The following is a 12,045-nucleotide window of genomic DNA, read 5'->3' as shown; positions in this document are numbered from 1 at the left end:
TGCTCCAGAAAGTGTTTCTCAAGCGGCAACTGCTGCCTGGGCAATGCGCCGCGGAGATGCTACCAGCATGGCGTGTATGCTGCGCAGCCTGTCTTCAGGTGAAGCAGTTGCAGGCGTGAGTGCGGGAAATACCGGAGCCTTGGTCGCTTTGGCGAGGCGCGAGCTTGGTATGTTGCCTGGTATCTCCAGGCCTGCAATCAGTACCGCAATCCCCGCGCGTGGAGGGCGACGCTGTTATTTGCTTGATTTAGGGGCAAATGTAGATTCGCCCGCATCCCGGCTGTTTGATTTTGCCATGATGGGTGCCGCCATGGCTCAGTGTATGGATCGCATTAAGCGGCCTCGTGTTGCCTTGTTGAATGTGGGCTCTGAAGCCACGAAAGGAAGTGCGAATGTGCGCGAAGCGGATCGTTTGCTGCGTGAAAGTGCTAGCGATTTAAGCTTTGACTACCTTGGCTATGCTGAGGGTGGGGATATTTTTCAGGGCGATCTTGACGTCGTGGTTTGCGATGGCTTTGTTGGTAATGTCACGTTGAAAGCCAGTGAAGGCTTGACTCGTATGTTGGTGGAGCGTGTACAAATGGCGTTTGAATCACGCCTGAGTGGGCGTTTGGCAAGTATACTGGCCAGGCCTGTACTGAAGAGGCTTAAGCGGGAGCTAGATCCTGTGCGTTATAATGGGGCCAGTCTCTTGGGGTTGCAGGGTATTGTGGTGAAAAGCCACGGCAGCACCCAAGCGGATGGTTTTTATTATGCTATTCAGCGTGCATTGCAAGAAGTGGAGCATGATTTGCCTGTACGAATTGCAGCACGCTGGTCGCGTTCTTGAGCGCTATCAGCGCATTAGATAATAAAACGTTATATTTTTTTGCGGGCTATTGGTGGTAGTAGAGTGTGCCAAAAACTGTTTTAGCAACGGCGCCAATAGCACGCTTATCGCTCAACTGAGCAAATGCCTACAAGAGCAAAGGTGAACGACATGTCTCAACCCCTTGCCCTCATTTTTCCCGGGCAAGGCTCTCAGCAGCTTGGAATGTTGCGAGAGCTAGCCGAGCGCTACAGTGTGGTGGGAACTACATTTGAGGAAGCGTCAGACGCTCTGGGCTACGATTTGTGGAAAGTCGTCCAGGAAGGTCCAGAAGAAGCGTTGAATGCGACGGCATGCACTCAGCCGGCACTACTTGCCTCCAGCGTAGCTATCTGGCGTATCTGGCAAGAGTTGGAAGGGCCTCGCCCAAGTGTCATGGCCGGCCATAGTCTTGGTGAATATAGTGCTATGGTTTGCGCTGGAGTGATGGGGTTCGCTGAAGGCGTGCGCCTTGTTCGCCTGCGTGGTGAAGCCATGCAGGAAGCTGTCCCTGCAGGAGAAGGGGGCATGGCAGCGATCCTTGGGCTTGACGATAGCGCAGTTGAAGCGGCCTGTGCCCAAGCGGCTGAAGGAGAAGTGGTGTCTGCCGTTAATTACAACTCGCCTGGGCAGGTTGTTATCGCAGGTGGCAAAAATGCCGTGGAGCGTGCTATCGCAGCCTGTCAGGAAGCGGGCGCCAAGCGAGCGCTTTCACTGCCGGTGTCAGTACCCTCCCATTGTGCGTTAATGCGGCCAGCTGCTGAGCGACTCTCCGAAGCTATGCAAAAAATTGAGCTGCGTGCCCCTCGTTATGCGGTTATTCAAAACGTCGATGCGCAAGCTCATGCCGATATTGAGACATTGCGTACGCGCCTAATCGAACAGTTGTATCAGCCCGTTCGTTGGTCATCTTGCGTTGAAGCGATGGTCGAGCAAGGTGCTAATGTGTTCATTGAATGTGGGCCTGGTAAAGTGCTTACCGGATTGAATAAGCGCATTGTGCGTAGTGCCAAAGGGTTGGCGGTAAATGATCCTGATAGCCTGGATTCAGCCCTTGAGTTAGCACGTGAGGCGTCGGCGGGTGGTGCGTGAAAAATGGTGCGTGTTAAGTCGCTATTTTCCGCTACCCTTGCTTAGTTAGGTTGAAGGAAGAACGTTATGACTCAAGAACGAAGAGTTGCACTGGTCACTGGTGCTAGCCGAGGTATTGGGCGGGCCATTGCTCATGAGCTTGGGCGCCAAGGACGTATTGTGGTGGGAACTGCCACTAGCGAATCTGGCGCTGAAAAAATTGATGCTGATCTAAAAGAGCATGGTATTGAAGGTGCCGGTATGTGCCTTAATGTTACTGATCAGCAGAGTATTGATCAGGTGCTCAAAACAATTGGCGAACGTTTTGGTGCGCCCACGATTTTGGTCAATAATGCCGGCATTACCCGTGACAATTTGTTAATGCGCATGAAAGAGGATGAGTGGGACTCCGTGATGGATACCAATCTCAAATCTGTTTATCGCGTTAGCAAGGCGTGTCTGCGTGGTATGACAAAGGCACGCTTTGGGCGTATCGTGTCGATAAGTTCTGTAGTGGCAACGATGGGTAACCTAGGCCAAACTAACTACGCCGCCGCCAAAGCGGGAATGGAAGGCTTTAGCCGTGCTTTAGCGCGTGAAGTCGCGTCCCGTGCAATTACGGTTAATGCGGTTGCGCCTGGGTTTATTGCAACGGATATGACCGAAGCGTTGCCTGAAGCGCAGCATGAAATGCTGCTTAAGCAAATTCCTCTTTCGCGTTTAGGCGGGCCTGAGGAAATTGCCGCTGCCGTTGGATTTTTGACAAGTGATGCTGCAGGTTATATCACTGGCGAAACGCTACACGTGAACGGCGGCATGAATATGCGTTGATGGCCTTGGGTTTGGCGGTTGCGTCAGCTTAAGGGCGTCTATAAACTACCCCGCAGCTTTTGGCTTGCGGTTTCCAAATGGCTGGTTATCAAAAACGGCTAATGTGAACGACTGGAGTACGTTGATGAGTACTATTGAAGAGCGCGTTAAGAAAGTTGTGGCAGAGCGCCTGAACGTTAAAGAAGAAGATATCCAGAACAGCTCTTCTTTTACTGAAGATCTGGGTGCTGATTCTCTTGACACCGTTGAGCTGGTGATGGCGCTTGAAGAGGAATTTGATACTGAAATTCCTGACGAAGAAGCTGAAAAAATCACCACGGTTCAAGAAGCTATCGACTACGTAAACGCCCATCAGTAAGGGTTGAGTCGAAGCAGTGAACCAGGGTGGGGTGCTTACCCACCCGTATAAAAAGCCGTCCTGAGTAGGGGCGGCTTTTTTGCTTTGTTGTCACAATGAATATAACGTTCAATCTCCGTTATACTAGTCACCAAATCTCTGCAGCAAATGACCCAGATGGGTCGTGTCACCATGGATGCCTGGAGGAAAGCTAATGGCGCGAAGAAGGGTAGTGGTAACTGGGTTAGGCCTGGTGACCCCAGTGGGTAACAGTGTTAATGAGTCGTGGGCAAATATTGTCGCCGGCAAAAGTGGCATAGCACCGATTGAGCACTTTGATACAAGTGGCTTCAACACGCGTTTTGGAGGGTCGGTTAAAAATTTCGATATTAGCCCCTATCTGAATCCTAAAGACGCACGCAAGATGGATTTGTTTATCCAGTACGGCATGGCGGCGGGAGCCCAGGCCGTTCAGGACTCGGGGCTTGAATGTACCGAAGAGAATGCTGAGCGCATTGGGGTGGCTATCGGTTCAGGCATTGGTGGTTTGCCGATGATTGAACATAACCATAATGCGCTGAATAAAGGTGGCGCACGCCGCGTCTCGCCGTTTTTTGTGCCAGGTTCAATCATTAATATGATTTCTGGCAACATGGCGATTCAGCACGGCTTCAAAGGCCCGAATATCGCGATCACTACAGCGTGTACAACGGGTACCCATAATATTGGCTACAGTGCTCGCACGATTGCATACGGCGATGCTGATGTGATGATCTGTGGCGGTGCGGAAATGGCCACTACCCCACTAGGATTGGGCGGGTTTTCGGCCGCGCGAGCGCTCTCTACCCGCAATGAAGACCCTCAGGCGGCGAGTCGCCCATGGGATACTGATCGTGACGGTTTCGTGCTGTCAGACGGTGCGGGTGTGCTTGTCTTGGAAGAGTACGAGCACGCTAAAGCGCGTGGTGCCAATATCTACGCAGAGCTTGCAGGCTTTGGTATGAGTGATGATGCCTACCATATGACGGCGCCGCCGGAAGATGGACGTGGTGCTGCACTCTCCATGAGCAATGCCATTAAAGATGCGCGTATTGATCCAACGGATGTGCACTATATTAACGCGCATGGCACGTCTACCGCAGCGGGTGACTTAGCAGAAAGTCGGGCGATTGAAAAAGTGCTTGGTAGCGCAGCTCAGCAGGTTGCCGTGAGCTCTACCAAATCAATGATTGGCCACCTATTAGGTGCTGCAGGAGCGGTTGAAGCGGTATTTAGTATTCTGGCTATTCGCGACCAGATTGCGCCGCCGACCATTAACCTGGATAACCCGCAGGAAGGCTGCAATCTTGATTACGTACCACACGCCGCGCGGAAGATGCCCATTGAAATAGCGCTCTCAAACTCGTTCGGGTTCGGTGGTACCAACGGCTCACTGCTGTTTAAAAAGGTATAGCACGCAATGCCAATGCCCCAGGTGCCGTTTGACGACCGAGGGCTTGCGTATGGTGACGGAGTATTTGAAACAGTGCTGCTGCGCGCTGGTGTCCCTGTGCTATGGGATTATCATTACGCGCGCTTACGGCTGGGCTGTCAGCGTTTGAATATTCCGTTGCCCTCCATGGAGCAGTTGGTCGCCACCTGGCAATCTCCGTCTAACGCCGAGCTTGAAATACTCAAACTAATCCTAACCCGAGGAAGTGGTGGGAGAGGGTATGCAACGCCGGATAGCTCTCAACCTCGCTTGCTTAGCCGTAGAATGCCTTTTGTGGTAAATGCTGACCGTTGGCATGAGGGAGTTAACGTACGGATTTGTCAGTTGCGTTTGGGGCATCAGCCGCTTTTAGCAGGCATTAAACACCTTAATCGATTGGAAAATGTGCTAGCGCGCCAGGAGTGGAATGATCCCGACATCGCCGAGGGGTTGCTTGGAGATGCTGATGGCTGGCTGGTAGAAGCCACCAGTATGAATGTCTTTTGGCAGCAAGCGGGAGTGCTCTTCACACCGCCATTATCGCAGTGCGGCGTGGCGGGTACGCTGCGAGCGGCATTATTGGATCATGGAGCAGTACAGGAAGCCCCTATTGCGCTGAACGCTATCCATGACGTTGAGCGTCTTTGGGTAGCTAACTCGGTACAAGGTGTATGGCCAGTGAATAAGCTGTTAAGTGAAACAGGTGTAGTCCTGAAGTCCTGGCCGCTGACAGGCCAAGATAGGTTGCAAACAATAGGCCATGACTTACTTGGCTATTCGCCGACATCCCGTTAGGCAGAATTTTATCAACAATATTGAGGTGTCATGGTGAAACGGTTTTTAGCTGCCGTAGGTGTCGTGGTCGTGGTTGGATTCGCAGCCGTTGTGGGCGGCTATGCTTACTGGCAGCAGCGCTTATCGGCACCGGTCACACTTGAGGAGCCAGCGCTTTACCAGGTTCCTGCGGGGGCTGGGTTCAATCAGGTCGTTCGAGATCTGGAAAGCCAGGGCTTTATTGAAGATGCTTGGGCATTTCAATTATTGGCGCGTGTTGAGCCTGAGCGTGTACCACGCTTGCGGGTGGGGGAGTATCAGCTAACCCCAGGCATGAGCGGTCTTGAACTGATTGCTCTCTTGGGCAGCAATAACGTTGTCACTTATCCGTTAACGATTCCCGAAGGCTGGACATTCCGCCAGATGCGCGAGCTATTGGACAGTGCGCCAAAACTTGAGAATCGGACGGCAGAGTTAAGTGACGACGAAATTATGTCGTTGCTGGATCGAGAGGGTACTTTTCCTGAAGGCTGGTTTTTCCCTGATACCTACCGCTACCACCTGGGTATGAGTGACGTTGATATTCTACGTCAGTCGCTTTCCCGCATGGAGCAGATTCTAGCAGAAGTCTGGGACGGGCGTGATGATGACCTGACCATCGATACACCTTACGAAGCGCTCATTATGGCATCGCTCATTGAGCGTGAAACAGGCGCGCCGGAAGAGCGTCGGGAGATCGCAGGTGTCTTCAAGCGTCGTATGGAACAGGGAATGCGTTTGCAAACAGATCCCACCGTCATTTATGGCATGGGCGAACGCTATGAAGGGAGGATCACGCGTGCAGATTTACGTGAGGCGACCCCCTATAACACCTATGTGATTGACGGCATGCCACCAACGCCGATTGCCTTACCCGGGCGCGCCTCCCTTGAAGCGGCTGTGAATCCGCTGCCTGGAGAAACGCTTTACTTCGTCTCGCGCGGTGACGGTACCCATCATTTTTCACGTACGTTACGTGAGCACAATAATGCGGTTAATCGCTATATTCGCAATCGCTAATTAGGTTAAGTCATTGTTTAAGTGCGATGTGTTTTTTTCGAATTTACTGAGTAAGGGGCTTCAATGAGCAAGCGCGGACGCTTCATCACCCTTGAGGGTGGTGAGGGAGTCGGAAAATCTACTAACGTGGCGTTTGTAGAGACATGGCTACAAGAGCGCGGGATAGAGGTTGTGCGAACCCGTGAGCCTGGGGGGACGCCGCGCGCTGAAGCGATTCGAGGATTGCTGCTTGATCCCTCTTTCGATGAGCCCTTGCACAGCGATGCCGAATTACTATTAATGTTTGCCGCGCGAGCCCAGCATCTAGCGCAAAAAATAGTGCCAGCCCTTGAGCGCGGTGCCTGGGTGATCTGTGATCGTTTTACCGACGCTACCTTTGCTTACCAGGGCGGTGGCCGCGGTATTGAGACAGATCGGATTGCTCAACTGGAACAGTTTGTGCAAAAAGGCCTCTCCCCAGATCTAACCCTGCTACTAGATATGTCACCCGATGCTGCGAAAGAGCGTCTTGAAGGGCGTTTAAGAGACCAGCAAACGCAGCGTGATCGCTTTGAACAAGAGCAAATAACCTTTTTCGAAGCAGTGCGGCGGGCTTACTTAGCGCGCGCCGCTGCCGCCCCCCAGCGCTTCGCAATTGTTGATGCGGGGCAAGCGCTTGATCAAGTGCAAGCGTCTCTAGCTCAAGCGCTAGAAGAGCGAGTGGCTATATGGCAATAACGGGAGTGCTGCCTTGGCATCAGTCTACGTGGCAGCAGTTGATTCGCCTTTCCAATGAAGGACGACTGCCGCATGCGCTATTAATCAGCGGTGCTCACGGAGTTGGCAAGCAGCAGTTGGCGGAAGCGTTGATCGCACGAACGTTATGCGCACAACCTGGCGAGCTAGCCTGCGGTCATTGTCATAGCTGTGCCATGCTGGCTTCAGGCTACCACCCCGACTTGATGCGCATTTCTCCAGAAGAGGGTAAGCGCCAGATTCGCATTGATCCCATACGTGATGTAAACCGCTTTGTTTCGCAAACCGCGCAGCAGGGGGGTTATCGTGTGATCGTGATCTCCCCCGCGGAAGCAATGAATATTGCAGCGGCAAACGCACTGCTCAAAAGCCTTGAAGAGCCCGGCGATAAAACGCTATTTATTCTGCTGTCAGACGTGCCTTCGCGAACGCTACCCACGATTCGCTCCCGCTGTCAGCAGTGGCCATTAGCCAGTGTTCCCTTTGAGGATTGCCAAGGCTGGTTGACTGAAAAACTTGGCAGCGACGAAGCACATTTTTGGTGGCGAGTGTCGGGTGGCTTGCCGCTGCTTGCAGTGGAGTTGGCAACGCCTGAGGAGCGCGCACTTCGCCATCAAATACATGACAGTTTCGAGCAGTTAGTGCGTGGTGCTGAGCCTGTTTCAGAGGCTGCTAGGCTTGATCGTCAGGCCATTGATGCCATCTTGTGGTACGGTATTGCTTGGCTTGAAGACTTGATCCGGCTGGGTTTGTCTGGCGAAACCTCGGTGCTGCATAACCCCGATTTAGAGCCGTTATACCGTCAAGCGATGAAAAATGGACGGGTGCAGGATTGGTTCCGATTACTGGATTATGCCCGAGAGCAGCGCCGTTTATTCGCAGTCGGCGCTAACCCAAACCCTCAGCTAGTGCTTGAAGCGTGGCTGGTGCGCTGGTCGGCGCTGTTACGCTCCTAACGTTGTTGCCATAGGGTTGTTGCCAAGGAGGCTGTTATGACGGTTCAAAAAGCGCTTTCTTTGACAATGCCGGATATACCGACGTTACTTTCCGCGTATATGCCTTTTCTAGATAGAGGCGGTATTTTTGTCCCGACTAAAGCGCTCTATCGACTTGGACAGCAGGTTTATCTATTGCTGACCCTGCCAGGAGAGAGTGAACGTCTTTCTATCTCCGGCCATGTTGTTTGGATTTCTCCTGAGGGCGTGAGTGGACAGCGAATGCCAGGTATTGGGGTACATTTCAGCCAGCAGGACTACTCAGTACGTGATCGCATTGAAACGTTGTTGGCTGGCCAATTAGATAAAGCACCTCCGTCCTTTACGCTTTGATAGCCGCGAGTTAGCACCGCAATAACACTGAACAAAGCCTGCCCTTCACCTGTTTACGAGAATTTAAGAGAGCTGCATGTTTGTTGATTCCCACTGCCATTTAGACCGTTTATCTGAGCTAACCCACGACGGTGATATTGCCGCAACGCTGGCGGCTGCTCGTGCTGCTAATGTGAGCCAGTTCTTAGCTGTTGCGGTGACGCTTGAGGAGATGCCGGGGTTGGCGGCAATCGCTCGTGAGCACCACGACGTGGTTATTTCGGCGGGACTGCATCCACTTCATCAGGCTCCGAAAGAGCCAAGCGTCAGCGATATTGTTGATGCTGCTGAGCAGTACGATGCCGTCGCCATCGGTGAAACAGGGCTGGATTATCACTATCAGGACAGCGTGCCCGTAGAGGTCCAGAGCGAGCGATTTAAGCGCCATTTAATTGCGGCCAATGAGCTAGAGCTGCCGGTAATTATTCATACCCGTGAAGCGAAAGAAGACACCTTAGCATTGCTGCGTGAGCACACTAATCCAGAGGTAGGTGGCGTATTGCACTGCTTTACTGAAGATTTAGACATGGCGCGTGAAGCTGTGCGGCTTGGGTTCTATATCTCGCTATCGGGTATTATTACCTTCCGCAATGCTGCGTCGCTTAGAGAGCTGGCCAGAAAACTGCCGCTTGACCGGCTGCTGATTGAAACCGATAGCCCTTATTTGGCGCCTGTTCCTTATCGTGGCAAGCCCAACGAACCCGCTTGGGTGGTTGAGGTGGCAGAGTGTATCGCTAAAGAACGAGGGATCAGCGTTGATGAAGTGGCGATGCAAACCACCGCCAATTTTTATCATCTGTTCCGCGCTGCCGTGCCCGATGCACCTGATAACGTAAAGCAAGCGTTGGCGCAGTCCGGTTTAGTGGTATAAGTGGCTGTAAGCACAGCCTGGGAGGTAAGCGATGAATATTGATCGGCTTATGCAGCAATTTAACGGTTCGGCGACGATTCCCCCCGTTGATCAGTGGCAGCCAGCACTTAGTGGCGATATTGATATCGTTATTCAGGCTGATGGCACGTGGCTGCATGAAGGAAAGCCGTTTGAGCGCCTTGCCATACCACGGTTGTTAGCGAGCCTATTACGCCGCGATGCCGATGGCTATTGCCTGGTAACGCCTGTTGAGCGTTGGCGTGTCACCGTGGTTGACTGCCCGTTCGTGGCGGTAGAAGCAGATTTTCACGATGATGCCTGGTGGCTGACGACCCAATTCGATGACGTTGTGCGTGTGGATGCAGAGCATCCGCTTAGTCTCTCCAAAACGCCTGAGGGTGTCCTTGCCCCTGAGTGTATCGTGCGCTTTGGGCTAGCGGCTCGTTTGCATCGCAATGTGTATTATCGATTGGTAGAGCAGGCCACGCTGAGCGAGGCAGACGACGGCGAATGCCAATGCCGACTCTACAGCGCAGGATCTTGGTATGTCTTAGGTCAGTTTAATGCCAATGATGCGATGCCAGGCGAGGTGACGTGAAGTTAACCGCTGAACAGCAAGCCGTTGTCCAGCATCGCGAGGGGCATGCCCGCGTAGCTGCTGTTGCAGGGGCGGGTAAGACCACCACCATGGCGGCAAGGGTGCTCCACCTGTTGGCGTCTGGTGTATCGCCGAAGCGTATGCTGGTGCTGATGTTTAACCGCTCAGCCCGAGACGATTTTCAACGCCGCCTGATCAGCATGGCGCCTCAAGGGCAACCATTGCCAGATGTGCGCACCTTTCACTCCCTTGGTCATCGGTTGACGCAGAGTCTGTGTCGCTGGGGGGCGCTTGCACCGAGACGCCTGCTGTCTGCTGATTGGCAGCTAGAGCGCCTGTTACGTCAGGCAAGCCTGAATGTGCTTCACGATGCCGTTGAGCGTCGCGATGCGGCTATCGAAGGTGATCGATTAGAAGCGCTTGCTCACTTCTGTGGGCTGGTAAAAGCGGAAATGCTATCGGCTGATGTACTTTACAAGCGTCTTAATTACGAGCCGGATACTGACTACTTTCCCAGCGCATTTGATGAAGCTGAACGGCTGCTGCACGTTGAAGGCGTCATGACCTACGCTGACTTGCTCTATCGGCCCCTGCAAGTGTTAGAAGCCGAACAGACCTTGCGCAGTCGTGTGGAAGGTTTTCTTGATCATGTGATCATTGATGAATACCAGGATATTAATACTGCCCAGCAGCGGTTGCTGGCGGTGTTGGCGGGCTCCAGCGCCAATGTGATGGCGGTAGGTGATGCGAATCAGTGCATCTACGAATGGCGGGGCGCACGCCCTGACACCATGCTGGATAACTTTACCGCCACGTTTGGCAGCGCCACAAACTACCCGCTCTCTATCACGTTTCGTCATGGCCACGCGCTGGCGCTGACCGCAAACCATGCCATCATGGCTAATCAGCGCCGACCAGACCAGCTCTGTTTGGCGGATGCTAATAATCCTGAGACCCATATATCTGTCGGCCAGGGCTGCCGACTGCTGCTTGATGCCTTAGTCGATTGGCAAGCGCAGGGGCGCGCGTTGAGCGATGTTAGTTTGCTGGTTCGTAGTTGGGCGCTTTCGGTGCCATTTCAGTTGGCGTTACTGCAGGCAGGTATTCCATTTCGTCTTCAACGAGAAGATCGTTTCGTTTTCCGACTCCCTCTCGTGCAGGCATTGGCTGGCTATTTGAAACTGTCTCGCCAGCCAGAGCTGCTGCACGACCCAGAGCAACTCTTGCTTTTGCTCTCTCAGCCAACGCCTTTTGTTGCCCGTGAGCGGCTTCAGCAGCTTGCCTATCAGCTGGCCAGCACCCAACGCTGGCCTGAACGCCACGAGCCGGTACTAACCTCTCTAAAGCCGCTGCAGCGCCGCACGCTTAAAAAACGCTGGGCGCTGCTATGTGAGCTGCCCAAATTAAGTGGTTGGCCGCCTGCAAAGCTGCTGAGTCATGTGGTGGAAACGATCGAAGCGGAAAAAACCTTGAAGCGAGCAGCGGCAAGGCGCGATAAGGGCGAAGAGGACGTTCGTCTATTGGATGTGCTTATCGAGCAGGCCGATAGCGTGAAAGATCCAGATGCGTTTATCGAACTGCTCGAGCGTCCGGTGGAGAACCAGGCTGGCGGTGTTCTGATTAGCACGGTTCACGGAGCGAAAGGTCTGGAGTGGCCGTTGGTCGCCGTTGCCGGAGTGAACGAAGAGGACTTTCCGCACTACAGTCGAGACAATCCGCTCAATGATGAGAGGTTAGAAGAAGAGCGACGACTGTTTTACGTGGCGATTACACGCGCTCAAGAGCAACTGCTGGTGCTGCATGATGGGGGTGTTCATCGGCCTAGTCGCTTTATTGCGGAAAGCGCCTGGCAGGATAGTTTGCGGGTAGCGTCATGTTTGTCGCGCCAAGATACACCCGCAACGGCTGTGCAGGTAACATCGCCGAGCTTGGTGAAGCGCTATCTTGAGCGCTTAGGGCGAACGGATATTGAGCTGGCAGCGCCGCAGATCAATGAGGCAGCGGCAGGTTATCAGGCTGATGCACACTTTTACCCAGGACAACGCTTGATGCATGCCGTGTTTGGAGAAGGGGAGGTGGCCTCG

Annotated in this window: 13 protein-coding genes; all 13 read left to right on the top strand. The window is 53.3% G+C overall.

Annotated features, from left to right (window positions below; genetic code table 11):
• A partial coding sequence (plsX, locus tag INT22_RS07645; RefSeq protein ID WP_193067985.1) for a phosphate acyltransferase PlsX occupies positions 1 to 829 on the top strand: 829 nt, incomplete at its 5' end.
• Positions 830 to 979: 150 nt separating this feature from the next.
• Entirely contained in the window at positions 980 to 1,939 is a 960-nt protein-coding gene (gene fabD, locus INT22_RS07640) for an ACP S-malonyltransferase (RefSeq protein ID WP_095603137.1), read from the top strand.
• 66 nt (positions 1,940 to 2,005) lie between these two features.
• On the top strand, positions 2,006 to 2,749 hold the full coding sequence (gene fabG, locus INT22_RS07635) for a 3-oxoacyl-ACP reductase FabG (protein ID WP_038485281.1): 744 nt from the start codon (positions 2,006 to 2,008) through the stop codon (positions 2,747 to 2,749).
• A 124-nt stretch (positions 2,750 to 2,873) separates the two neighbouring features.
• Complete coding sequence (gene acpP / locus INT22_RS07630) at positions 2,874 to 3,107, top strand: acyl carrier protein (RefSeq protein WP_008956801.1); 234 nt, start codon at positions 2,874 to 2,876, stop codon at positions 3,105 to 3,107.
• A 193-nt stretch (positions 3,108 to 3,300) separates the two neighbouring features.
• Positions 3,301 to 4,539 (top strand): beta-ketoacyl-ACP synthase II, encoded by a 1,239-nt coding sequence (gene fabF, locus INT22_RS07625; protein ID WP_193061328.1) that lies wholly within the window; start codon positions 3,301 to 3,303, stop codon positions 4,537 to 4,539.
• A gap of 6 nt (positions 4,540 to 4,545) precedes the next feature.
• The gene (gene pabC / locus INT22_RS07620; RefSeq protein WP_193061329.1) at positions 4,546 to 5,352 is read left to right on the top strand and encodes an aminodeoxychorismate lyase; all 807 of its coding nucleotides are present in this window, start codon (positions 4,546 to 4,548) and stop codon (positions 5,350 to 5,352) included.
• A 30-nt stretch (positions 5,353 to 5,382) separates the two neighbouring features.
• A complete protein-coding gene (mltG, locus tag INT22_RS07615) occupies positions 5,383 to 6,390 on the top strand; it encodes an endolytic transglycosylase MltG (protein ID WP_193061330.1) in 1,008 nt (335 codons plus the stop codon).
• Positions 6,391 to 6,453: 63 nt separating this feature from the next.
• Entirely contained in the window at positions 6,454 to 7,107 is a 654-nt protein-coding gene (tmk, locus tag INT22_RS07610) for a dTMP kinase (protein ID WP_193061331.1), read from the top strand.
• Positions 7,098 to 8,081, top strand: coding sequence for a DNA polymerase III subunit delta' (locus INT22_RS07605; RefSeq protein ID WP_193061332.1), 984 nt, complete (start codon positions 7,098 to 7,100; stop codon positions 8,079 to 8,081). Before tmk ends, INT22_RS07605 begins: the two co-directional genes overlap by 10 nt.
• Before the next feature lie 36 nt (positions 8,082 to 8,117).
• Complete coding sequence (locus tag INT22_RS07600) at positions 8,118 to 8,453, top strand: PilZ domain-containing protein (RefSeq protein WP_089037759.1); 336 nt, start codon at positions 8,118 to 8,120, stop codon at positions 8,451 to 8,453.
• 76 nt (positions 8,454 to 8,529) lie between these two features.
• The gene (locus tag INT22_RS07595; protein WP_193061333.1) at positions 8,530 to 9,363 is read left to right on the top strand and encodes a TatD family hydrolase; all 834 of its coding nucleotides are present in this window, start codon (positions 8,530 to 8,532) and stop codon (positions 9,361 to 9,363) included.
• Between the two features lie 31 nt (positions 9,364 to 9,394).
• A complete protein-coding gene (locus tag INT22_RS07590; RefSeq protein ID WP_193061334.1) occupies positions 9,395 to 9,961 on the top strand; it encodes a DUF1285 domain-containing protein in 567 nt (188 codons plus the stop codon).
• Positions 9,958 to 12,045: ATP-dependent helicase (locus tag INT22_RS07585; RefSeq protein WP_319022055.1), on the top strand; the 2,088-nt coding region annotated here is incomplete at its 3' end. The genes INT22_RS07590 and INT22_RS07585, both read left to right, overlap by 4 nt.

Origin of the sequence: Halomonas sp. 3D7M, from assembly GCF_014897885.1 — a bacterium.
Classification (GTDB): Bacteria; Pseudomonadota; Gammaproteobacteria; order Pseudomonadales; family Halomonadaceae; genus Vreelandella.
This window is presented reverse-complemented; position numbering and strand designations above follow the sequence as displayed.

Bases quoted from the DNA above. Each gene is read 5' to 3' on its own strand.
- INT22_RS07590 (WP_193061334.1), top strand. From the start codon at position 9,395: ATGAATATTGATCGGCTTATGCAGCAATTTAACGGTTCGGCGACGATT.
- INT22_RS07605 (WP_193061332.1), top strand. From the start codon at position 7,098: ATGGCAATAACGGGAGTGCTGCCTTGGCATCAGTCTACGTGGCAGCAG.
- mltG (WP_193061330.1), top strand. From the start codon at position 5,383: ATGGTGAAACGGTTTTTAGCTGCCGTAGGTGTCGTGGTCGTGGTTGGA.
- fabD (WP_095603137.1), top strand. From the start codon at position 980: ATGTCTCAACCCCTTGCCCTCATTTTTCCCGGGCAAGGCTCTCAGCAG.
- INT22_RS07595 (WP_193061333.1), top strand. From the start codon at position 8,530: ATGTTTGTTGATTCCCACTGCCATTTAGACCGTTTATCTGAGCTAACC.
- fabG (WP_038485281.1), top strand. From the start codon at position 2,006: ATGACTCAAGAACGAAGAGTTGCACTGGTCACTGGTGCTAGCCGAGGT.
- fabF (WP_193061328.1), top strand. From the start codon at position 3,301: ATGGCGCGAAGAAGGGTAGTGGTAACTGGGTTAGGCCTGGTGACCCCA.
- pabC (WP_193061329.1), top strand. From the start codon at position 4,546: ATGCCAATGCCCCAGGTGCCGTTTGACGACCGAGGGCTTGCGTATGGT.
- INT22_RS07600 (WP_089037759.1), top strand. From the start codon at position 8,118: ATGACGGTTCAAAAAGCGCTTTCTTTGACAATGCCGGATATACCGACG.
- tmk (WP_193061331.1), top strand. From the start codon at position 6,454: ATGAGCAAGCGCGGACGCTTCATCACCCTTGAGGGTGGTGAGGGAGTC.
- acpP (WP_008956801.1), top strand. From the start codon at position 2,874: ATGAGTACTATTGAAGAGCGCGTTAAGAAAGTTGTGGCAGAGCGCCTG.